This is a genomic window from Ruegeria sp. HKCCA0235A, assembly GCF_013033235.1.
Taxonomy (GTDB): domain Bacteria; phylum Pseudomonadota; class Alphaproteobacteria; order Rhodobacterales; family Rhodobacteraceae; genus Ruegeria.
The window spans coordinates 132,097-152,812 of record NZ_WQDQ01000011.1; the positions used below are offsets into that span (position 1 = coordinate 132,097).

Consider the following 20,716-nt stretch of genomic DNA (forward strand, 5'->3'; position numbering starts at 1 on the left):
TAACCGTCCTGCTGCCGCGCAAACAAAAAGGCCCCGGATGAAACCGGGGCCTTCCGCTGTGGGTCAGAGGGGCAGATTACTCTGCGTTTTCCTCTTTCTTTTCTTTCTTTTCCGGAACGATCTCTTCGCCGGTCTCCTGATCGACGACTTTCATCGACAGGCGCACCTTACCGCGATCGTCAAAGCCCAGAAGTTTGACTTTGACTTCCTGACCTTCTTTCAGAACATCCGACGGATGGTTCAGGCGGCGGTTTTCGATCTGGGACACGTGGACCAGACCGTCGCGCTTGCCAAAGAAGTTCACGAAGGCACCGAAGTCGACGATCTTGACCACTTTACCGGTGTAGATCTGACCTTCTTCCGGCTCGGCCACGATCGAATAGATCATGTCATAGGCCTTCTGGATCGATTCACCATCGGGCGAGGCGATCTTGATGACACCGTCGTCGTTGATGTCGACCTTGGCACCCGAAACCTCGACGATCTCGCGGATGACCTTACCGCCCGAGCCGATCACTTCGCGGATCTTGTCGGTCGGGATGTTCATGGTCTCGATGCGCGGGGCGTGGACCGAGAAATCGTTGGTCTCGGACAGGGCTTTGCCCATCTCGCCCAGAATGTGCATCCGGCCTTCCTTGGCCTGTGCCAGGGCGGTTTCCATGATCTGCGGCGTGATACCGGCAACCTTGATATCCATCTGGAGCGAGGTGATGCCGTTTTCGGTGCCCGCAACCTTGAAGTCCATGTCGCCCAGGTGGTCTTCGTCACCCAGGATGTCGGTCAGAACAGCGTACTCACCGTCATCTTCCAGGATCAGACCCATGGCCACACCGGCAACTGGCGCTTTCAGCGGAACACCTGCATCCATCATCGACAGCGAACCGCCGCAGACCGACGCCATCGAGGACGAGCCATTGGATTCAGTGATCTCCGACACCACGCGGATGGTGTAGGGGAAGTCGGTCGGTGCAGGCAGAACAGCCTGCAGCGCGCGCCATGCCAGCTTGCCGTGACCGATTTCACGACGGCCGGGCGAACCCACGCGGCCCACTTCACCCACCGAATACGGAGGGAAGTTGTAGTGCAGCAGGAAGTTCGATTTGAAGTTGCCATGCAGCGCGTCGATGAACTGCTCATCGTCACCGGTGCCCAGCGTGGTTACAGCCAGCGCCTGTGTTTCACCACGGGTGAACAGGGCAGAACCGTGGGTCCGGGGCAGAATCGAGGTTTCCGCAACGATCGAGCGGACATCGGTGGTCGAACGACCGTCGATCCGCTTGCCGCCCCTGACGACGTCGCCGCGCAGAATGCCGGCTTCCAGCTTTTTCATCGCGGAACCGAGGTTGCCGTCTTCCAGCTGCTCTTCGGTCAGCGCCTCTTTGATCGCTTCGCGGGCGGCGGCAACGGCGGCGGTGCGCTCTTGCTTGTCGGTGATCGCGAAGGCGGCGCGCATCTGCTCTTCACCGGCGGCCTTAACGGCGGCATAAAGCTCGGAATAATCCGGCGCCTGGAAGTCAAACGGCTCTTTCGCGGCTTCTTCCGCCAGCGAGATGATCAGGTCGATGACCGGTTGGATCTGCTCATGCGCAAAGTTCACCGCACCCAGCATTTCCGCTTCGGACAGTTCGTACGCTTCCGATTCCACCATCATCACGGCGTCTTTGGTGCCGGCCACAACCAGGTCCAGACGCTGTTCGGGGTTCAGGCGCAGGTCCTGCATGTCGTCCACGGTCGGGTTCAGGACATATTCACCGTCGGTGTATCCCACGCGGCAGCCCGCGATCGGGCCCATGAACGGTGCGCCCGAGATGGTCAGAGCAGCCGAAGCAGCAATCATCGCAACGATGTCGGGATCGTTGACCAGATCGTGGCTCAGCACGGTACACATCACCAGGACTTCGTTTTTGAAGCCGTCAACGAACAACGGACGGATCGGACGGTCGATCAGACGCGCGGTCAGCGTCTCTTTCTCGGTCGGGCGCGCTTCGCGCTTGAAGAAGCCACCCGGAACCTTGCCGGCGGCATAGTATTTCTCTTGGTAATGCACGGTCAGCGGGAAAAAGTCCTGACCGGGCTTCTGTTCCTTGGCGAAGGTCACGTTGGCCATGACGCTGGTTTCGCCCAGGGTGGCAATCACGCTGCCGTCAGCCTGACGGGCAACCTTGCCGGTTTCCAGTGTAAGCGTTTCCTCGCCCCACTGCATCGATTTCTTCGTTACATCAAACATATGCGTATCCTAGATGGGAGCACTCCCGCCCCTGCGGGTCTCCCGTTTTGCGTGGCGGCCCCATTGCCGCCGACCCCAATTTATCTTCCATTCGAGTGCCGGGGTCAGGGCACAACGTCTCAGATACCGCGCGCATACATGAGAATGCGTTGGAAGGAAAGCGAAACTGCATCGGATGGCCGTTTCATGCCGGGACTGGCTTGTGCTGCCACCGGGCGCAAAAGATTCAAGCCCGAACAACGATCAACTTATCAAGTCGCTGTTGGTTCTTCAGGTCCGGGGTTACGGGAACCCGGAACAGCATGTAGCGCTAACATATCCGCAATCGAATGCATTTTGTAAAAATATGAAGGCAGTATAAGCTCTTATCACTAAGCCTGCGGTCGAAATGACGGAAGCGCGCCAAGGGGGTTAACTAACTCATTCCCGTCCGCCGACCGAATACCTTGGCGTTTGCAGACAGCGAACAGAAGGGCAATCGAATGGCACAAACAAAGAAGATGCTGGATCCGGACCCCCGGATTTACGACTTCGAAACGGAATATGAACTGGGGCAGGATAACGTCCGGCCGTTTGGCTTGGACATTCACAACCCGGTCTTTCTGATCTCGAGTATCATGATCTTTGCGTTCGTTCTGATCGCATTGGCCAACCAAGAGGCCGCAGCTACGTTTTTCGGCTGGCTCCGGCCTTGGCTGACCAGCACGTTCGATTGGTTTCTGGTCCTTTCGGTAGATGCAATCACCCTGTTTTGCCTCGTTCTGATCATCCTGCCCGTCGGCAGTGTGCGGATCGGCGGCAAGGACGCCAAGCCTGATTATTCCTACGCCGGATGGATTGCGATGATGTTCGCCGCCGGTATTGGTATCGGTCTTTTGTTTTTCGGTGTGATGGAGCCGGTCTACTACAACTTTGCCGAAGACGGGAATGCGCGCCCACTGGGTATCGATATCGCTGTTCCGGGCAATGAGTATATCGGCGTTGTTGGAACCATTCACCATTGGGGGCTGGAAGGCTGGGCGGTTTACGCCGCAGTCGGCCTGAGCCTGGCGATTTTCAGCTACAATCTGAACCTGCCCCTGACTTTGCGTTCGGCCTTCTATCCAATTCTGGGTGAACGGGTCTGGGGCTGGTGGGGCCATATCATCGACACGTTGGCGGTTTTTGCCACGTTGTTCGGATTGACCACATCGCTCGGTCTGGGTGCTCAGCAGGTTGCCGCTGGCCTATACGAGGTCTTCGGCATCGAACCCAGCCCCACCGTCGTGGTTCTGCTGATCATTGGTATTACATTGATCGCGCTGGGCTCGGTTTTGCTGGGCATGGATGCGGGCGTCAAACGGCTGAGTGAGATCAATATGATCATGGCCGTGGGGCTGTTCCTTTTCGTCATCGCTGTAACGGGCATTGGCACCGCCATCGCGCGGTATTTCAACGTGATGACTGATTACGTGCTGCACCTGCCCGCGCTGTCGAACCCGTTCGGACGGGAAGACACCAGCTATTTCCACGGTTGGACGACCTTCTACTGGGCGTGGTGGATCGCATGGTCACCGTTTGTTGGCATGTTCATTGCCCGCATTTCAAAGGGCCGTACGGTGCGCGAGTTCGTAATCTGTGCGCTGCTGGCGCCAACAGCCGTCTGTGCCCTGTGGATGTCGACCTTCGGTGGCGCAGCCATCGACATGTTGAACGCAGGCGGAGCAGAAGGTGTGCGCGCGACCGTGATCGACAGCTACGCCCCCGAGGGAGCGCTGTTCGGTTTCCTGAAGGAGCTGCCGCTTTACGGCATCGTAGCCCCGATCGCCCTTGTCCTGATCGTGATCTTCTTCGTCACCTCGTCTGATTCCGGATCTTTGGTGATCGACACGATCACCGCAGGCGGCAAGATGGACGCACCCGTGGTTCAGCGCGTGTTCTGGTGCACTTTGGAAGGCCTGGTTGCCATCGCATTGCTGTTGGGAGGCGGTCTTTCCGCATTGCAGGGCGCGGCGGTTTCAACCGGCATCCCCTTTACGCTGGTGGTTCTGATAATGTGCTACTGCCTGTGGCTGGCGTTGAAATCAGAGAAGGCGAAAATGTAGAGCCGAAGATTTTTCCCATGAACGAGGCGCCCGCCGATTGGTGGGCGTCTTCGGTTTTGTGGAGCCTGCATAAAGTGAAGAGATCTGCGCGGTGTCTTGACCGGAATTTCATACCCGTCAGCGCGAAGAAAACCGCACAGGTCGGGCTCTGCGCTTGATGCCGGATGCCGAACACCCGGGCGCAGGATGTCAGCAAAGCAGGGAAGCTGCCAACTTTACGCTGGCCAGGAAACTTGCCCGCTTTGCCGCATGTTCCGGAACATTGCTATTGCGTTGACATTGAATCCTCAGAATAGGACGTTCACGCGAAGAAAACCGCTTTGGACCACCCTTCGGAGGAATGAGTGTCAATTGTTGATGTCCTGGCTGCGCGCCTGATCGAAGATGTCAAATCCAATGACCTTTCAGGAAGCTTTCTGATGCTTGGGCGGCAGGATTGGATCGGTGCGCGCCGGTCTACGTCCGCCGCATTGTTCAGGGAAACCTTGCAGAAATACTTGCCCGGAGTGGCCGAAGCTGACCTTTGCAACCCGGATGATGGATATTCGGAAACGTTCTTTCGGAAACTTGGGTTCTTGGAAGTGGATTCGCTGGATTTTTCGGATTTCGAAGGTGCGAGCATCGTTCAGGATCTCGCGGGGGACTTGCCTGAAAATCTGGTTGGTCGGTTTGACGTTATCTATGACGGTGGAACATGCGAGCACGTGTTCGACTTGCCGACGGCCTACAGAAACATCGACAAGATGCTGAAGCCCGGGGGTGTGTTTATCGCACATTCGCCATCGAACAACTGGATCAATCACGGCTTCTATCAGATCTGCCCAGAGATCGTGTACGGCTTTTGGGTCAACGCCATGAACTATGAGGCTCTGAAATGCGTGTGGCAGCCATTGAGGCCATACGCCGCCCGTGACGTGGTGAAGATGACGGATCCCAACAAGACAAAGAAACGTCCGCGACCGCTGGGAACTTTTGGTCCGGGATTGCCTGTTCTTCTGGATTATGTGGTTCGAAAACCTGTTGCCGGCACCAAGACAAGTGCAAGTGTGTCGCAAAGTGACTATGCCACGCGCTGGGAAAACACGCAGAAAGCTTAGAACCAAGTGCCGCAACGGACATTCCCTGACGGCCACGGAATGCTCAGCTGCTCTGGCAAGTTAAGAGGGATGTATCGCTTGCGGCGGATCCAACGGAAAACGCCCGCCGGTTGGCGGGCGTTGAACCGGAAAACCCGGTTTCAGGTCATTTGCAAAAAAGCGCTTAGCGGCGGATGCCCAGCTTTTTGATCAGGTCCTGGTAACGTGCTTCTTCTTTGCCTTTCAGGTAGTCCAGCAGTTTGCGGCGCTGGGCAACCATCTTCAGCAGACCGCGACGACCGTGGTTGTCTTTCTTGTGGGTCTTGAAGTGCTCGGTCAAAGTGGTGATGCGCGAGGTCAGGATGGCAACCTGTACTTCAGGCGAACCGGTGTCGCCCTCTTTGGTTGCGAATTCTTTCATGACGCGTGCTTTTTCTTCAGCAGTGATCGACATCTGGGTCTCCTTCAAAGGTTAGAGTTGATGGCGCAGGCCGGGATGTCGTCCAGCACAGGCCCATGGAGAAAACCGCACCGATTCCGATGCGGATGGGCGCGTATAGGCGCATTTTCACCAAATGGCAAAGGGAATTTGCGGGATCAGATCACCTGCCCGTACTGGGCCAGTTGCGCTTCGGTGATCAATTGAATGTCGGCCACCGACATACCTTCGGCCCCGTATACCTGCGCCACTTCCTGACCGTTGATCATGACCCGCGTCAGGTTGGCATTTTCCGCATCGGGTTCCACCTCAATCTCCGGGTCGGCCTCATCCTCCCAGGTGACAAGCAGCTTGTCCTCGCCGGGTTGGAAGCCCATGACGGTGACGTCTTCGTCTCCCGGGCTCAGCACGATGTCATCGGCGCCCTGCCCACCGGTCACCACATCCCCGACGCCTGCCACAATGGTGTCGTCACCGTCGCCGCCGTTCAGGAAATCCTTTTCGGCTGCGCCCTCTTCGATGCCAAAGACAAAGTCGTCGCCGTCGCCGCCAAAGACCGTATCTTCACCTGCGCCACCGTTCAGCGCATCGTCTCCGAACCCGCCCAGCAACGCGTCATCATCGGCCCCGCCCGTCAGAGTATCGTCACCCTGACCGCCGTAAAGCTCGTCTTCGCCTTCGCCGCCATCCAGGGTGTCGTCCCCGAAATGGCCGAACAGGGCGTCGTCCCCCTGATTGCCGAACAGAAAGTCGTCATCCGCCTCTCCGTGCAGAACATCATCACCCTGACCGCCCGAAATCGTGTCCGTACCTTCGCCCCCGTGCAGAACGTCATCGCCCTTGCCGCCGTCGATGGTATCATCGCCGCCAAACCCGTTGATCTGGTCGACACCGTCCTGCCCGGTGATCTGGTCAGGGCCATCGCTGCCGGCAATCACGAGATCTCCTTCGAATTCAGAGATTACCGTGCCAGTGGACTGGGTTTCGATGTCGGGATTCACCGGGTCCTCGACGTTTTCGCCAATCTCAAGAAACTCTCCGGTGTCGGGTTCCGTTTCCGGGTCCTCGTTGGGCCCGTCCTCTGAAACGTCCTCGTCTTCGATCAGCATGTCGCTCATCGCGTATGCGGCACCGCCGATGGCGGCGAGTCCGATCAATCCGGCCAGAAACATGACACCTCTCCGATCGCAGAATGCTCCGAGGGTGAACATCCCATGCAATTGGCAATCGGGTCAAAGTCAAGTTATTGAAATGGTTAATACTTTATCACCATTGCTCGGGCTGTTGGCTGTAGGCGATATAAAGCGGGTGCTTGGGGTGGCCGTCTTTGGTCAAGCCCAGATGGAACAGCGGCTGGCCGGTCCGGCGCAGCAGGGTTTCCACCGCCGGGCCCCGGTCCAGATGCGCACCATGGGTGCCCCACGCGGCGATGACCTGATCGGCCCACCGAACACCTTCCAGAATGGCGGCGTCATTTTCCGGGCCTACCGGATCGGCAGCGACACGCATCTTGCGCGGATCGGTGTCGCGCCAGGCAAAGATGTTGGTCACCTGAAACGCGCCGAACCCCAGCGCCCGGGCACGGCGTTCGCAGCGTTCCACCGTCGGGTCGTTCTGTACTTCGGTCGCGGTAGACGGGTTCAACATGACAAACAGCGCCTTGCGCCCTGCCGGGTCCCACACGCGGGTCAGGCTATAGCGGTATTTCTCGCAGTCGGAGTAGATGGCGGTCGAGGGCGCATCGCCCTTGGTGTGCGTTCGGGTGATCATGCCTTTCGCCTAACACGCGGTTCAGGCGGCGAACACCCGGCTGGGATGCAATTCGCCTGATTTGTAAACCCCCACGGCCACGGCCTTGCCATCCAGCGAGGCCCATGCCTCGTCGCCGTATTCAACATCCGCGGCCAACACCATGCCCGGGTTGCCATTGCGCAGGCGGGTTGCGCCTTCGGGGGTGCATTTAAGCTCTGGCAGGTCGGACAGGCCGGCTTCCAGCGGGTGCAGATAGTCGTCCAGCGTCGTGGTCTTTGCCATTTCGTCGATCTGTTCGATGCTCAACCCGTCTTCGGCCTCGAACGGTCCGGACCAGATCCGGCGCAGTTCCCGGACGTGGCCGTGGCATCCCAGCGCTTCACCCAGATCGCGGGCGATCGAGCGGACATAACCGCCCTTGCCGCAGGTCATCTCCAACACCACGTGATCCGGGTCGGGGCGATCGACAAGGATCAGTTCCTCGACCCAAAGGGGCCGGGCTGTCAGTTCCACGTCTTCGCCGTCGCGGGCCAGTTTGTAGGCGCGCTGGCCGTCGATTTTCACGGCGGAAAACTTGGGCGGAACCTGCATGATGTCGCCCAGAAACGGGGTCAACGCCCGCTTGATGTCTTCGTCTGACGGGCGGGCATCGCTTTCGGCAATCACTTCGCCCTCGGCATCGTCAGTGTTGGTGGCCTGGCCCAGACGGACAGTGAAGGTGTAAGCCTTCAAAGCATCCGTGATGTAGGGAACGGTCTTGGTCGCCTCACCCAGGGCCACGGCCAGAACGCCGGTCGCTTCGGGGTCAAGCGTGCCCGCATGGCCCGCCTTCTTGGCATCCATGGCCCAGCGCACCTTGTTGACCACAGCGGTCGACGTCATGCCCGCGGGCTTGTCCACCACCAGCCAGCCGGAAATGTCGCGACCCTTGCGTTTGCGTCCCATAAAGCACCTTCAATCTTGCTGAGGCGCGCGACCTAGCGGATCGCCATCGCCCTGTCAATTTCAAGGTGCGTCTTCGACCACACCCACGATCGGCCCCAGCGAAAACCCGACATCGGACCGATTGTTCGCGCGGTCATACATGCGAGAGATATTGCCATCGAAGAACAGCGCATTCGGAGTTTCCAGCACGTCGCGGAACAGACGGCCGAATTCGTGGAATGTGACGTAATCTTCGGAAATCACGAACACCGCACGGGTGCCATCGGTGCTGGTGCCCACCCCGTTGCGCACATAGAGCGAGGTCGAATCGGGCAGGAACCGGGGGTGCAATTCACCATCGATCACCAGCATCGGGCCGGATTGGCTGGCGAACCGGCAGTCGGGGGCCCGGTCGATGAAATCCAGCGTCTCGAACACGTCAGCGCGGCCCGCGCGGATGCAGAACACGCCGTTGGGCAGCAGGCCGAAATTGCCGGGGCCGGGGTTGGAGATCACCCGCATGACCTCTTTGCCGTTCTCGACATAATGGCCGACGGGCGAACGGTCATCGTGGTACATGCCCGCGTTCATGGCAAAGGCCAAACGCTTGCCGCCGGGGACCAGCGCCTCGTTCACCGACGAGAAATGCCCCAGCAGATCCCCGTTTTCGTCGTTGAGAAACAGGCGCAGGTCTTCGTTCGCCGCGTCGACTTCGCAGACGGTGTAACGCTTGTCATCATGGGTCAGCTTTTCGCAAGTAACCGCAGAGGCTTGCACGGCCCAGACAACCGCGCCCAATGTGACAAGTGCCCGGATCACTCGTCCAGATCGCGGCGCACCGCGTCCTGTTCGAACATGCGGCGGGTGTCGTCCAGACGGTCGAACGTGTCATCAAGGCGGAACCGCAGATCGGGCGAAAATTTCAGACCGACCTTCTTGCCAACCATGCGCCGAAGTTCACTTTTGTTGCGGGCGAGCAGATCGATCACGTCCTCCTGCCCCTTGCCGCCCAAGGGCAGCACATAGGCGGTGGCGATCTTCAGATCGGGCGAGGTGCGTACCTCACCCACTGTGATCGACATGCGGTTCAGGTCGGGGTCGTGGACATCTCCGCGCGCCAGAACCTCGGACAGGGTGCGGCGGATCAGTTCGCCGACGCGCAGCTGTCGTTGGGACGGGCCGGGGCCATCGTGGAATTTGTTCTTTGCCATAATCCCCGATCTAAGCGCAAACCGGGGCTTTGCCAAGCGGGCGCGAACGGGGTAGGAGGCTTTGAGCAGTTTGCAGCAAGGGAATACCGCCATGACCCATATTCCGGGGATCGTCATCACAGGGGCTTCGGGCCGTATGGGGCAGATGCTGATCAACACCGTAACCGACAGTGATCAGGCGCGTCTGGTCGGCGTGGTCGAGCGCAAAGGGCATGACTGGGTCGGTCAGGATGTGGGCGAAGCCATGGGTGGCCAGGCGCTGGGCGTCAAAGTTACCGATGACCCGCTGGAAGCCTTCGCGCAGGCACAGGCGGTGATCGACTTTACCGCGCCCGAGGCGACGCTGGGCTTTGCCGCTTTGGCCGCGCAGGCGCGTTGCGTGCATGTAATCGGGACAACCGGCATGACGGATGAGCAGATCGCCGCTCTGGAACCGGCCTCGCGCCACGCGGTGATCGTGCGGGCAGGGAACATGAGCCTTGGCGTCAATCTGCTGGTGCAACTGACCAAGAAAGTCGCGGCTGCACTGGATGAGGATTTTGATATCGAAATCATCGAAGGGCATCACCATCACAAGGTGGACGCACCATCCGGCACCGCTCTGATGTTGGGCGAGGCCGCCGCCGAGGGGCGCGGCGTCAAACTGTCGGATGTGGCCGACCGGGGGCGGGATGGCATCACCGGTGCGCGCAAGCGTGGTGACATTGGCTTCCACGCCATTCGCGGCGGCGACATCGTTGGTGAACATGACGTCCTGTTCGCCGCGCCCGGCGAGCGCATCGTTCTGCGCCATCTGGCCAGCGACCGCGCGATTTTTGCCCGCGGCGCGCTGAAGGCGGCGCTGTGGGGGCAAGGGAAGGCACCCGGCCAATATGACATGGTGGATGTGCTGGGGTTGTAGGCGCTTCCGTCAGATGTAGACGCGCACAAGGACATAGGTTAAGAAAACGGCGACCCAAAAGAGCACTGCGACAAGAATCGATGCGAAACCTAGCATAAATGATTGTAGTAAATTGGCATTGGGGACGATCCTTATGCCATTGGGCACATTTAAGTCGTGGCACTTTTCAGCCATGAAAAAATAGTTGGCCGCCCCATAGGCGTTCAGAATCAGCCTTCTGCGTGATGGCGGAGAGCCGCGCGTTCTGATCCAGAACTCAATAAATTCATCTTTGAAGTTGAATATCGGGAAAACCGAAGCGAGCAAAATTGCTGCTGCCCAACTTGTAAGTGTCATGATTGTCACGAAACCAAACATGAACATGAACATGAACATGAACATGAACATGAACAGGAGTCCCAAATTGAGTTCCTTTCGCAGTGCAACAGTTGCGTTTTGACAAGAGCAAAAACAGGCTTTCCCGAGGTACTTTTTTACCCTGTTCCAATTTAGTCCACTCGAATCTGGCGGTTTTAAGATGATTCCATCTACGTTCAGAGGATTTGCTGGGTTTTACGCGGTAGACGCTTTGTCTTGGGGCGCTAAGGTCCAAGTATGCAAACCCTGAATTCTCGTGTGGCTATCGGGCTATTGCTGGCAGCGTTCTATCTGACTCTGCTGCCCTTTGTGATGCACGGGTTCGACACGATCGGCGTTGGGTTTTCGCAGGACGCCGCCCGGCACAGCTATTTGTTCGCTGATGGCGCGAATTTCGGCAATGCCGCGATGTTGGTGCACATTCTGGCAGGAACTTTTTTGGTCGCACTCGTCCCGCTTCAACTGTTGAAGGGGTTGCGGCTCAAGTACAATCGATTTCACCGCATGATGGGAGCCTGTCTGGTAGTGCTGGCATGGATCACCGGGCTGGCGGGCATGAGCTATATTCCCCTGCGCGGAACCATCGGTGGGCCGCTGATGTCTGCCGCCTTTTTTCTGTACGGGCTGTGTCTTTTCACGGCTGCGCTGATGGTGGCGCGCAGGGCTTTGGAAGGGGATCGCGCAGGCCATTGGGCATGGGGATTGCGGCTGTTCTGGCTGGCGTTGGGGTCGTGGCTTTACCGCGTCCACTATACGCTTTGGTATCTGCTGACCGGAGGGGTGGGGTCAGAGCCCGATTTCTCGGGCCCTTTTGATCTGGTGCAGAATTTCGCGTTCTTTGTGCCTTATCTGCTGGCCTTGCAGATCTGGATTGCACACCGGCGCCCGAGGCATCAGGGGGCGTTGGTCACAAATCCCTGACTTTGTCCGCCCGCAGCGGGCAGGCCAGATAAACGCCGAACTCTTTGCCGATATCGGCGCTGACCCGCGCGTGGACCCGGCCCTGACGATCCAGAAAACGCTGGTTGTCTTCAACCGGGAAAATCCCTTCATGCCAGATGCCGGGATGGATATAGAGCCCCTTTGACCCGTCGCACCAGAATGCCACCACTTTCTCAGGGGTCAGGTCGTCGCCGGGCAGGGCAGCAGGCACGATGAAGGGCTTGTTGTCCAGCGGCCAGAACATCTGGCCGCCATCGGGGTGATAGTTCATATGCCACAGCAACACCTGATTCCGCGGGGCCGTTTGTCGGTCGGTTTGCGCCTGCTGAGGGTCGGCGGACCAACCCAGCACGTAATGGCCTTTGACCGCCTCGTTCTCACCGTAAAGCACGTCACCCTGCCAATCGCATTTGAACGTGCCTTCAACCCAGCCGCCTTCGTCACCCGTGCCGTCGTCAATCGGTCGCCAGCCCTGCTGCGGCCAGCGTACGATCTCGATTTCAAAGGTTTCGGGGTCGCCGACCAAACAGCCGTACCCCCTGACCGTGCTGTCCGTCGCCCGGATCAGGGGAACCTCGTGCCACGGCAGGGATGGCTTGGAACTGGCCTCGAAGATGTACTCGGGTGCAGTCATGATGCCCCCAGGTGCTTGTCGACCATGCGCTGCACCATAGGTGCGAAATGGGCGAAATCCGGTGTCTCCATGTCCGCCCGTTTGCCGGCCTCATCCAGATACCGGACCTGAATGATCTCTTTCAGGTTCGGATTGGACTCGAAGGCGGCGACTTCTTCGGCGCTCATCGGGCCGCCTTGCAGTTCCAGGGTATGGACCGAGGCGGCAGAGAGGCGGTTGAAATATTCGGGCTTGGTGGCGCAGAGATACCGTTTGGCGGCCACGTGATATCGACAGCAATCGGTGATGACCGAAGGGAAGAACTGTTCCAGCACCTCAGCACCCGCATCTTCGTGGTGGCGATCTTCGGTATCATCGGGGTGGTAGGTCCCGAACTCGGATGTGAAATGGCCGATATCATGCAACAAGGCGCCGACGATGATCTCTTCAGGCTGGCCGTTCTGTTCGGCGATGGTGGCGCCTTGCAGCATGTGCTGGGCCATGGTGACGGGTTCTCCAAGATATTCCTCACCGCCGCGGCGTTCGAAGATATCCCCGATGAAGGCGACGATATTGTCCCGGTTCAGGGTCGAGAAATCGGGCTTCATTCCGCCGCCTCCGGCTGCGTCATCTCCATCGCCGCCAGTGTGGACAGCAACCCGTCCTTGTCGGCATAGCATCCCTGCAACCAGCGTGACCCCGTGCCGGAATAGCCCAGCCGTGCATGCAGGACACGGGTGTTGTCGACGATGAAGCTTTCGCCCGGCTCCAGTTTGAACGACACGCCCATGGCCGGGTCGTCGATGATCTCGCCCAGTTGGCGGTAAGCCGCGTAATAGGCTTCCATCCTGTCGAAAGGCACGTCCACGAATGGCGCTGAGGAACGGTTGTTGAAGCGGATGCCAACCAGTTCGCCATCCGGCGACAATTCGATCATCGGACGGCGGGACCGCAGGCAGACTCCGTCTGACCCCTTGTATTCAAACCGCGCCGGGTAGCCTGCCAGCAGCGCAAAACCTTCGGGGTTCTGCGCACGCAGCTTTTCGGCAGCGCGAAAGCCGTCGACCACGATCGAGTCGCCCCCTTCGGCGCTGTTTTCCAGACAATAGAGGATTTGCAGCGTCGGCACAGGGTCGCGATAGGGGTTGTCGGTGTGGGCCTGCAAGCCAAGCCCGGTATAGGCGAGGTTGGTCGGGTTCACTTCCGTCCGAACCTCGAAATAAGGGCCATAGTTGGTTTCGCGGACATAGCCGAACAGGTCGGCCACTTTCAAAAGCGACTCTGGTTCGGTTGGCCCGCCCGTCAGCTTGGCAAAGCCGTAACTTGCTACAGACACCAACCAGTTGCGTTTGGCCGCAGGGCTGGCATGAACCTCGTTCCAGTCGCCAGAGGGTGCGGCGATCCCGCCTTCCCAGGTGATGATGCCGGGGCCGGTGCGGCCCAGCGTATCGTCCCGTTCGCAATCATAGTTGTGTTCGGCCAGCCATTCGGCCGGGAAGGTAACGGTTTTGTCTTCGGGCTGGAACGTGACCTGAAGGCCGCCCGCGACAACCTCGGCTGAACTGACCGAGATGTCAGCAGGTATATCGCCGATGGTGATCAGCCGCTGGCCGTTGCCCGGGGCGCGGGTTTCCGGGTCCAGCGCGTTGTCGCGCAACCAGACGGCGTGAAAGCGGGCTTGCGTTCCTGTGTCGAACGCGACGGTGACGACCGAAGTGTCATGGGTGGCGGTGCGCAGCATTTGGGGTCTCCTGTTCGGCGCGAGCTTTGGTTGAGCAGATACGCTTTTCATGGCATTACGACAATTAATCCTTATTTCGGCTGAGGCTTGGAAAATCTAATGGCTAAGAAAAGGATCGGGCTACCGCCACTGGACTGGCTGCGCGTGTTCGAGGCCGCTGGGCGTCTTGGTGGGTTCTCGGCAGCAGCCAAGGAGTTCGGGCTGACGCAGGCCGCTGTCAGCCAGCGGATCGGCAACCTCGAAGCCTGGCTGGGCCGATCCTTGTTCGTGCGCGAGGCGCGGGGCGTGTCACTGACGGTCGAAGGTGAAAGCTATCTGCCCTTGGTGCAGGACAGCCTTCGCGCGCTGGAGCGCAATACCGAGGACCTGTTTGGCAAATCCCCGCGCGAGCTGCGCGTGGCCGGCTTGTCGTCGAACATCCACGCACTGGTTCTGCCTGCGCTGACCCGGTTTCACGAGATGCAGCCAGAGGTTCGGGTGATGACCGACTCGGTCGCGCGCCGGTCGTCTTTGGACGAAGAACGAACCTGGCTGCAAATCCGATATGGTCGGGGCATCTGGGCCGGGCGTGATGCCGACCTGATCGCGCCTGAGGTCCTTGCCCCCATGGCGCCGCCGGGTGTCGACTGGGGCGCTCCATTGATTGACCTGCGCGGAGAACGCCCCGGCTGGAGAGAATGGAGCCAGAAAAACGGCCAGCTGGACCTGCCGCAATCAAAAATCAGCTTTGATTCGATGGAACATGCGATTTCGGCTGCGCGGCGCGGCATGGGTGTGGTGTTGGGATCGGTTCCGTTGGCCCTTGCCGACCTGCAAGAGGGGCGGTTGCGACGGCTGGATTTACCCGTATTGCACACCAAAGACGGGTACTGGCTGACCTGGCCTGAAGACCGGGCGCAGTCCAGAAAACAGCGTGCCCTGATCGAGGATTTCCTGAATGCGCTGCGTGGTTGACCGTTCAGAAATCGATGGCGATGCCCTTCTTTTCCCAGTCACCGTAACGGGCCGGGTCCGGTCCGTCCCGGCCACCCAGTTCTTTCGGCAATTCCCGGGCCTGGGCTTTGGCTTTGCGGCGGCGTTCTTCCGCTTCGGCCAGGGCGCGCTGGGCGGCGGGGGGCAAGTCTTTGCGGTCGTCACTCATGACATCGGGTTCCTTTCCGTGCGCAGTCTTGATATACGCCCGCGTCCGCCATTGGCAATGCGGACGCAGGTCACATGAAGGCGGTACCATGTCTAACAGCGCGACAGCAGCACGGCGCAGCGCAATCTATCTTCTGGATCAGGTTCTGGGTGAAGGTCGCCTGCTGGCCGAGTGTCTGGCGGCGGGCGCAGTGGATCGCTTGGAACCCGAGGATCGCGCGCGTGCCCAGCGACTGGCGTTGGAAACACTGCGTGGGCTGGAACGGGCCGACCGCCTGCTGGCCAACCACCTGAACCGAACACCCGCTCTGACGGTCCACAACGCGCTGAGACTGGGTGCGGTCGAGCTTTGCAACGGCGAAGCCGCCCATGGCGTCGTCAATTCCATGGTCGAGATCGTCAGCCGTTCGCGCAAGCATGGTCGCCTCAAGGGGTTGGTGAATGCCGTTCTGCGCAAGGTTGCGGTAGAAGGCCCCGAGGCGTGGCCGAAGATGCGCGTTCCGCGTTTGCCGGACTGGTTGCGTGAACCGCTGATCGCAGCGTGGGGCACGGATGCCGTAACCGGAATCGAGCAGGCACATTTCGCGGGTGCGCCACTGGACCTTACCTTGAAACCCGGGGCGGAAGGCCCTTCAGGCGAGATCCTTCCGACCGGGTCGGTGCGGTTGCACGATGCGGGTCAGGTCTCGACCCTGCCGGGGTACAAGGCCGGAGACTGGTGGGTGCAGGATGCGGCAGCCGCATTGCCGGTTCGCATTCTGGCCCCGAAGGCGGGCCAGAAAGTTCTGGATCTGTGTGCGGCGCCGGGTGGGAAAACGATGCAGCTTGCGGCCGCAGGGGCTGATGTCACGGCACTAGACGTATCGGACTCACGGATGGAACGGGTGCGCGAGAACCTTGCAAGGACCGGCCTTAGGGCGAAGGTCATCGTGGGCGATGCGCTGGAACACGAAGACCGGTACGACGCGATCCTGCTGGACGCGCCGTGCTCGGCCACGGGTACGATTCGCAGGCATCCTGACTTGCCGTTTGCCAAGGACGGTTCGGAATTCGGCGGCCTGATCGAGCTCCAGTCGCGCATGTTGGCCCATGCGTGGGGCTTGCTCAAACCCGGTGGGCGCCTGGTCTATTGCACCTGTTCCCTGCTGCCGGACGAGGGGGAAGTTCAGGTGGAAGAGGCGCTTGACATGTATTCGGACATGAGCGTGGATCGCGACGCGCTGAACGTACCCGGTGTCGAAACGGATTGGATCACCGAGGAAGGCGGCTTGCGATTGCGACCGGATTATTGGCCGGATCGGGGTGGTATGGACGGGTTCTATATCGCGTGTCTGACCAAAACCGTCTGAACGCACGCTTTTCGATGACTTGACGATCGGCGCGGTCTATCGTTGGGTCTCAAGCGCCAGCAGAGCGCAAGGGGCAGAGTAACACGCGTCATGTCGAAATCAGACACCATGGCCAGTCGGTGGATGCGGTTTCAGAACCGTTTCTACGCGCGCCTGAGCCAGCGGCAAAAGGCGGTCACAGGGTTTGTTGCGCAACCGGATCCGCGCTCGGTGGGTTCGTTCGCACGTGGCCGGCAACTGGTTGCCGGAAATCTGTTGTTCGCCGGCTATCTGGTCGAGGCCGAAGATACCGGGCTTTGGGACGTCACCGCCCCCAGTGCCGGCTTTGACGAAGAACGTCACGGCTTTGCGTGGCTGGATGATCTGGCCGCGGTCGGAGACATGCGTGCGCGGGAAAAGGCGCAGCGCTGGGTCTGGGGATGGATCGAATCTCATGGCCGCGGGCAAGGGCCCGGCTGGGCGCCTGATCTGACCGGACGTCGGGTGATGCGCTGGATCAACCATGCGCTTTTTCTGCTGCGAGGGGCGGATGAAAAACAAAGCAAATTGTTTTTCCGCTCGCTGGCCCAGCAAACATGGTTCCTGTCCAAACGCTGGTATGCCGCAACCCCGGGACTGCCCCGGTTCGAGGCGCTGGCCGGACTGGTACAGGCCGGGCTGGCGCTGGAGGGGCTGGAGCGGATGGCCGACCCGGCCCTGCGCGCCCTGGCCGGGGAATGCGACCGTCAGGTGGATGCGCAGGGCGGAATTCCAACCCGCAACCCGGAAGAATTGCTCGAGGTGTTCACGCTGCTCAGCTGGACTTCGGCGGCGCTGAATGATCTTGGTCGCGGGACGCCTGCCGCCCAGGCCAATGCGATCAAACGGATCGCGCCGACCTTGCGCAGCCTGCGCCACGCGGATGGGGCGTTGGCGCGGTTTCATGGTGGCGGGCGCGGTGTCGAGGGGCGACTGGAACAGGCCCTTGCCCAAAGCGGCGTCAAACACAAGGCGGCCACCGAATTGCCGATGGGCTATGCCCGTCTGTCGGCTGCACGCACCACGGTGATCGTGGATGCCAGCATACCGCCGTCGGGGGCGGCCTCTTACAATGCGCATGCTTCTACTCTGGCGTTCGAGTTGACCTCGGGGCGGCGGCCGCTGATCGTGAATTGCGGGTCGGGGGCCAGTTTCGGGCTGGAATGGCGCCGCGCAGGACGGGCGACGCCGTCGCACTCGACGCTTTGCCTGGATGGATTCTCAAGCGCCCGGCTGGCCAACCCGGTGCCGGGGCGTGAAGCGCAGGCGCTGGTGGACGCACCACAGGAGGTGCCCGTTGATTTCGAGGATGCGTTCGAGGGGATCCGCTTTATGGCGGGGCACGATGGATACGCAAAGGTCTTTGGTCTGACCCATGCGCGGACCTTTGAGTTGCGATTTGACGGGCGCGAGCTGACGGTCGAGGATATTCTGCTGACTGCGACCGACAAGGCAAAGCGTCAATTTGACAAGGCGATGGACGCTTCGGGCCTCAAAGGCATTGGCTATGACATCCGGTTTCACCTGCATCCGGATGTCGATGCGGCGCTGGATTTGGGCGGTGCGGCGGTATCGATGGCGCTCAAAAGCGGTGAAATCTGGGTTTTCCGCCATGACGGCGTTGGAAAATTGTCCGTCGAGCCAAGCGTTTACCTTGAAAAAGGGCGTTTGAAGCCACGCGCGACAAAACAGATCGTTCTATCCGGGCGCGCAATGGAGTATGCGACGCGCACCCGGTGGACTCTGAGCAAGGCACAGGACACAGCCTATGCCGTGCGCGATACGCATCGGGACGAGCCCGAGTTAGACTGACGCCAAAAGGACCTTTGGACCCATGACCGATCTTCACCCCGTGCGCCGCGCGTTGCTTTCCGTATCCGACAAAACCGGGCTGATCGAGCTGGGCAAGGCGCTGGCCGAGCGCGGGGTCGAACTGCTGTCGACCGGCGGCACGGCCAAGGCGCTGCGCGATGCAGGGCTTGTGGTGAAGGATGTCAGCGAGATCACCGGTTTCCCCGAGATGATGGATGGCCGGGTCAAGACCCTGCACCCGATGGTGCATGGCGGGCTGCTGGCCCTGCGCGACAACGACACCCATGTTGCAGCCATGAACGAACACGGCATCGGTGCAATCGATCTGTTGGTTGTGAACCTGTATCCGTTTGAAGCAACCGTGGCCAAAGGCGCAGGTTACGATGAGTGCGTCGAGAATATCGACATCGGCGGTCCGGCGATGATCCGCGCGGCGGCCAAGAACCATGCGTTCGTAAATGTGGTCGTGGATGTTGAAGATTACGAAAAACTGCTGGGCGATATGGATCAGCACGACGGCGCGACCTGTCCGAAATTCCGCCGCAAGCTGGCGCAGAAAGCCTATGCCCGTACGGCTGCCTATGACACGGCAGTGTCCAACTGGCTGGCCGATGCGCTGGAGCTTGAAGCCCCGAAGCGCCGCGCCTTTGCCGGTGAATTGAAACAAACCTTGCGCTATGGCGAGAACAGCCATCAGCAGGCTGCGTTCTACACCGACGGCACCAATCGGCCCGGTGTAGCGACCGCGATCCAGCATCAGGGCAAGGAACTGAGCTACAACAACATCAATGACACGGATGCGGCCTTTGAACTGGTGGCCGAGTTTGACCCCACCGAGGGCGCCGCCTGTGCCATCATCAAGCACGCCAACCCCTGCGGTGTGGCCAAGGGTGCAACCCTGCTTGAGGCCTACAAGGCTGCCTTCGACTGCGACCGCACCTCGGCCTTTGGCGGGATCGTGGCGTTGAATCAGCCCCTGGACGCCGAGACCGCGCAGGAGATCACCGGGATTTTCACCGAAGTCGTGATCGCTCCGGGCGCATCGGATGAGGCCAAGGCAATCTTTGCCGCCAAGAAAAACCTGCGCCTGCTGACAACCGACGCTCTGCCGGATGTGACCGCCGGCGGGAAAACCGTGCGTCAGGTGGCCGGCGGGTTGCTGGTGCAGGACAAGGACAATGGCATTGTCGGCTTGGATGATCTGAAAGTCGTGACCAAGAAGGCCCCGACCGACGAACAGATGCGTGACCTTTTGTTTGCCTGGAAAGTGGCAAAGCACGTCAAGTCCAACGCCATCGTCTATGTCAAAGACGGCGCCACCGTCGGCGTTGGCGCGGGCCAGATGAGCCGTGTGGACTCGGCCCTGATCGCTGCCAAGAAAGCCGAACGCATGGCTGACGCGCTGGGCTTGGCCCAACCGCTGACCATCGGTTCGGCGGTTGCGTCGGACGCGTTTTTCCCCTTCCCTGACGGCCTGATGGAAGCGGCCGAGGCTGGCGCAACCTGTGTGATCCAACCGGGTGGGTCCATGCGGGATGACGAAGTCATCGCCGCCGCGGATGAGGCCGGCCTGGCCATGGTCTTTACCGGCATGCGCCATTTCCGTCACTGATGCGGTCACGCCTGCTTCTCTGGGCGGCGCTGGCCGCCTTTGCGATCGACCAGATCAGTAAATATCTGGTCGTTCATGTCATGCGCGTGGCCGATCAACCCGGCGGCATTGATGTTGTACCGCCGCTGCTGGTGTTCAAATACGGCGAGAACCGGGGCATCAATTTCGGCCTTTTCCAAGGAAATTCGGAGGCTGCGCGCTGGATTCTGATCGGTGTTTCCGTGGCGATCTGTGTCGGCGTGCTTGTCTGGCTCAGCCGTTCAGCCCATTCAGGTCTGATGCTGTTTTGTGGCGGCCTGCTGATCGGCGGTGCGCTGGCGAATGTGGTGGATCGGGTTCTTTACGGCTTTGTTCTGGATTTCCTGAACATGTCCTGTTGCGGTATCAACAATCCGTTTGTTTTCAACCTCGCAGATGTCTTCATATTTGCAGGAGCCATCGGGCTGGTGCTGTTTGACGGCAAAAAGGCCTCGTGACGCGCGGAATGATATGCGATAAAAGCGCCTGAAACAGGCTGG

Annotated in this window: 21 protein-coding genes; 9 read left to right on the top strand and 12 right to left on the bottom strand. The window is 59.9% G+C overall.

Annotation, left to right across the window (positions count from 1 at the left end; translation table 11 throughout):
- Positions 1 to 76 precede the first annotated feature (76 nt).
- Positions 77 to 2,227: a polyribonucleotide nucleotidyltransferase gene (gene pnp, locus GOW56_RS17890; protein ID WP_171206721.1), complete on the bottom strand. Its 2,151-nt coding sequence runs from the start codon at positions 2,225 to 2,227 to the stop codon at positions 77 to 79.
- A gap of 482 nt (positions 2,228 to 2,709) precedes the next feature.
- Here pnp and GOW56_RS17895 point away from each other — a divergent pair, with 482 nt between their 5' ends.
- Both GOW56_RS17895 and GOW56_RS17900 read left to right on the top strand, forming a co-directional pair.
- On the top strand, positions 2,710 to 4,311 hold the full coding sequence (locus GOW56_RS17895) for a BCCT family transporter (RefSeq protein ID WP_152459384.1): 1,602 nt from the start codon (positions 2,710 to 2,712) through the stop codon (positions 4,309 to 4,311).
- Between the two features lie 344 nt (positions 4,312 to 4,655).
- Complete coding sequence (locus tag GOW56_RS17900; protein ID WP_171117175.1) at positions 4,656 to 5,408, top strand: class I SAM-dependent methyltransferase; 753 nt, start codon at positions 4,656 to 4,658, stop codon at positions 5,406 to 5,408.
- Between the two features lie 163 nt (positions 5,409 to 5,571).
- Here the strand turns inward: GOW56_RS17900 and rpsO are convergent, their stop codons facing one another.
- From rpsO to rbfA, 6 genes are all read right to left on the bottom strand, one after another.
- Positions 5,572 to 5,841: a 30S ribosomal protein S15 gene (gene rpsO / locus GOW56_RS17905; protein ID WP_152459381.1), complete on the bottom strand. Its 270-nt coding sequence runs from the start codon at positions 5,839 to 5,841 to the stop codon at positions 5,572 to 5,574.
- Positions 5,842 to 5,984: 143 nt separating this feature from the next.
- Positions 5,985 to 6,998, bottom strand: coding sequence for a calcium-binding protein (locus GOW56_RS17910; protein ID WP_171206722.1), 1,014 nt, complete (start codon positions 6,996 to 6,998; stop codon positions 5,985 to 5,987).
- A 94-nt stretch (positions 6,999 to 7,092) separates the two neighbouring features.
- A complete protein-coding gene (locus GOW56_RS17915; RefSeq protein ID WP_171206723.1) occupies positions 7,093 to 7,596 on the bottom strand; it encodes a DUF1643 domain-containing protein in 504 nt (167 codons plus the stop codon).
- Between the two features lie 21 nt (positions 7,597 to 7,617).
- Positions 7,618 to 8,523: a tRNA pseudouridine(55) synthase TruB gene (truB, locus tag GOW56_RS17920; RefSeq protein ID WP_171206724.1), complete on the bottom strand. Its 906-nt coding sequence runs from the start codon at positions 8,521 to 8,523 to the stop codon at positions 7,618 to 7,620.
- 60 nt (positions 8,524 to 8,583) lie between these two features.
- Positions 8,584 to 9,321 carry a phosphodiester glycosidase family protein gene (locus tag GOW56_RS17925; protein ID WP_171117181.1) on the bottom strand — a complete coding sequence of 246 codons (738 nt, stop codon included), beginning with the start codon at positions 9,319 to 9,321 and terminating at the stop codon, positions 8,584 to 8,586.
- A complete protein-coding gene (rbfA, locus tag GOW56_RS17930; RefSeq protein WP_152459376.1) occupies positions 9,318 to 9,713 on the bottom strand; it encodes a 30S ribosome-binding factor RbfA in 396 nt (131 codons plus the stop codon). Before rbfA ends, GOW56_RS17925 begins: the two co-directional genes overlap by 4 nt.
- A gap of 91 nt (positions 9,714 to 9,804) precedes the next feature.
- Between rbfA and dapB the strand changes: the two genes are divergently transcribed.
- Complete coding sequence (gene dapB, locus GOW56_RS17935) at positions 9,805 to 10,614, top strand: 4-hydroxy-tetrahydrodipicolinate reductase (RefSeq protein WP_171206725.1); 810 nt, start codon at positions 9,805 to 9,807, stop codon at positions 10,612 to 10,614.
- Between the two features lie 9 nt (positions 10,615 to 10,623).
- Here dapB and GOW56_RS17940 read toward each other — a convergent pair whose 3' ends face one another.
- The gene (locus tag GOW56_RS17940) at positions 10,624 to 11,001 is read right to left on the bottom strand and encodes a hypothetical protein (protein WP_171206726.1); all 378 of its coding nucleotides are present in this window, start codon (positions 10,999 to 11,001) and stop codon (positions 10,624 to 10,626) included.
- Positions 11,002 to 11,208: 207 nt separating this feature from the next.
- On the opposite strand from GOW56_RS17940, the gene GOW56_RS17945 reads away from it, so the two are divergent.
- Positions 11,209 to 11,892: a DUF2306 domain-containing protein gene (locus tag GOW56_RS17945; RefSeq protein ID WP_171206727.1), complete on the top strand. Its 684-nt coding sequence runs from the start codon at positions 11,209 to 11,211 to the stop codon at positions 11,890 to 11,892.
- On the opposite strand, the gene GOW56_RS17950 is transcribed toward GOW56_RS17945, so the two are convergent.
- Genes GOW56_RS17950 through GOW56_RS17960 form a run of 3 tightly spaced genes read right to left on the bottom strand, consistent with a single transcriptional unit; the run spans position 11,879 to position 14,267 of the window.
- On the bottom strand, positions 11,879 to 12,547 hold the full coding sequence (locus GOW56_RS17950) for an ureidoglycolate lyase (RefSeq protein ID WP_171206728.1): 669 nt from the start codon (positions 12,545 to 12,547) through the stop codon (positions 11,879 to 11,881). The genes GOW56_RS17945 and GOW56_RS17950 overlap by 14 nt on opposite strands.
- Positions 12,544 to 13,134 carry an HD domain-containing protein gene (locus tag GOW56_RS17955; RefSeq protein WP_171117191.1) on the bottom strand — a complete coding sequence of 197 codons (591 nt, stop codon included), beginning with the start codon at positions 13,132 to 13,134 and terminating at the stop codon, positions 12,544 to 12,546. Before GOW56_RS17955 ends, GOW56_RS17950 begins: the two co-directional genes overlap by 4 nt.
- On the bottom strand, positions 13,131 to 14,267 hold the full coding sequence (locus GOW56_RS17960) for a TauD/TfdA family dioxygenase (protein ID WP_171206729.1): 1,137 nt from the start codon (positions 14,265 to 14,267) through the stop codon (positions 13,131 to 13,133). Before GOW56_RS17960 ends, GOW56_RS17955 begins: the two co-directional genes overlap by 4 nt.
- A 99-nt stretch (positions 14,268 to 14,366) precedes the next feature.
- Here GOW56_RS17960 and GOW56_RS17965 point away from each other — a divergent pair, with 99 nt between their 5' ends.
- Positions 14,367 to 15,221: a LysR family transcriptional regulator gene (locus GOW56_RS17965; protein ID WP_171206730.1), complete on the top strand. Its 855-nt coding sequence runs from the start codon at positions 14,367 to 14,369 to the stop codon at positions 15,219 to 15,221.
- A 4-nt stretch (positions 15,222 to 15,225) separates the two neighbouring features.
- Here GOW56_RS17965 and GOW56_RS17970 read toward each other — a convergent pair whose 3' ends face one another.
- A complete protein-coding gene (locus tag GOW56_RS17970; protein ID WP_171117198.1) occupies positions 15,226 to 15,408 on the bottom strand; it encodes a DUF1674 domain-containing protein in 183 nt (60 codons plus the stop codon).
- Positions 15,409 to 15,496: 88 nt separating this feature from the next.
- On the opposite strand from GOW56_RS17970, the gene GOW56_RS17975 reads away from it, so the two are divergent.
- The 4 genes from GOW56_RS17975 to lspA all read left to right on the top strand — a co-directional run bounded on the left by GOW56_RS17975 (position 15,497) and on the right by lspA (position 20,674).
- Positions 15,497 to 16,756 (top strand): RsmB/NOP family class I SAM-dependent RNA methyltransferase, encoded by a 1,260-nt coding sequence (locus GOW56_RS17975; RefSeq protein ID WP_171206731.1) that lies wholly within the window; start codon positions 15,497 to 15,499, stop codon positions 16,754 to 16,756.
- Positions 16,757 to 16,846: 90 nt separating this feature from the next.
- Positions 16,847 to 18,586, top strand: a complete 1,740-nt coding sequence (locus tag GOW56_RS17980) for a heparinase II/III family protein (protein ID WP_171206732.1) — start codon at positions 16,847 to 16,849, stop codon at positions 18,584 to 18,586.
- A gap of 22 nt (positions 18,587 to 18,608) precedes the next feature.
- Positions 18,609 to 20,198: a bifunctional phosphoribosylaminoimidazolecarboxamide formyltransferase/IMP cyclohydrolase gene (gene purH / locus GOW56_RS17985; RefSeq protein WP_171206733.1), complete on the top strand. Its 1,590-nt coding sequence runs from the start codon at positions 18,609 to 18,611 to the stop codon at positions 20,196 to 20,198.
- Positions 20,198 to 20,674, top strand: coding sequence for a signal peptidase II (gene lspA / locus GOW56_RS17990; RefSeq protein WP_171171967.1), 477 nt, complete (start codon positions 20,198 to 20,200; stop codon positions 20,672 to 20,674). The genes purH and lspA overlap by 1 nt, the downstream gene beginning before the upstream one ends.
- The last annotated feature ends 42 nt before the right edge of the window (positions 20,675 to 20,716 follow it).

Excerpts from the sequence above, each read along its gene's own strand:
- pnp (WP_171206721.1), bottom strand. The coding sequence starts at position 2,227 with ATGTTTGATGTAACGAAGAAATCGATGCAGTGGGGCGAGGAAACGCTT.
- GOW56_RS17895 (WP_152459384.1), top strand. The coding sequence starts at position 2,710 with ATGGCACAAACAAAGAAGATGCTGGATCCGGACCCCCGGATTTACGAC.
- rpsO (WP_152459381.1), bottom strand. The coding sequence starts at position 5,841 with ATGTCGATCACTGCTGAAGAAAAAGCACGCGTCATGAAAGAATTCGCA.
- GOW56_RS17910 (WP_171206722.1), bottom strand. The coding sequence starts at position 6,998 with ATGTTTCTGGCCGGATTGATCGGACTCGCCGCCATCGGCGGTGCCGCA.
- GOW56_RS17915 (WP_171206723.1), bottom strand. The coding sequence starts at position 7,596 with ATGATCACCCGAACGCACACCAAGGGCGATGCGCCCTCGACCGCCATC.
- truB (WP_171206724.1), bottom strand. The coding sequence starts at position 8,523 with ATGGGACGCAAACGCAAGGGTCGCGACATTTCCGGCTGGCTGGTGGTG.
- rbfA (WP_152459376.1), bottom strand. The coding sequence starts at position 9,713 with ATGGCAAAGAACAAATTCCACGATGGCCCCGGCCCGTCCCAACGACAG.
- dapB (WP_171206725.1), top strand. The coding sequence starts at position 9,805 with ATGACCCATATTCCGGGGATCGTCATCACAGGGGCTTCGGGCCGTATG.
- GOW56_RS17940 (WP_171206726.1), bottom strand. The coding sequence starts at position 11,001 with ATGTTCATGTTCATGTTCATGTTCATGTTCATGTTTGGTTTCGTGACA.
- GOW56_RS17945 (WP_171206727.1), top strand. The coding sequence starts at position 11,209 with ATGCAAACCCTGAATTCTCGTGTGGCTATCGGGCTATTGCTGGCAGCG.
- GOW56_RS17950 (WP_171206728.1), bottom strand. The coding sequence starts at position 12,547 with ATGACTGCACCCGAGTACATCTTCGAGGCCAGTTCCAAGCCATCCCTG.
- GOW56_RS17955 (WP_171117191.1), bottom strand. The coding sequence starts at position 13,134 with ATGAAGCCCGATTTCTCGACCCTGAACCGGGACAATATCGTCGCCTTC.
- GOW56_RS17960 (WP_171206729.1), bottom strand. The coding sequence starts at position 14,267 with ATGCTGCGCACCGCCACCCATGACACTTCGGTCGTCACCGTCGCGTTC.
- GOW56_RS17965 (WP_171206730.1), top strand. The coding sequence starts at position 14,367 with ATGGCTAAGAAAAGGATCGGGCTACCGCCACTGGACTGGCTGCGCGTG.
- GOW56_RS17970 (WP_171117198.1), bottom strand. The coding sequence starts at position 15,408 with ATGAGTGACGACCGCAAAGACTTGCCCCCCGCCGCCCAGCGCGCCCTG.
- GOW56_RS17975 (WP_171206731.1), top strand. The coding sequence starts at position 15,497 with ATGTCTAACAGCGCGACAGCAGCACGGCGCAGCGCAATCTATCTTCTG.
- GOW56_RS17980 (WP_171206732.1), top strand. The coding sequence starts at position 16,847 with ATGTCGAAATCAGACACCATGGCCAGTCGGTGGATGCGGTTTCAGAAC.
- purH (WP_171206733.1), top strand. The coding sequence starts at position 18,609 with ATGACCGATCTTCACCCCGTGCGCCGCGCGTTGCTTTCCGTATCCGAC.
- lspA (WP_171171967.1), top strand. The coding sequence starts at position 20,198 with ATGCGGTCACGCCTGCTTCTCTGGGCGGCGCTGGCCGCCTTTGCGATC.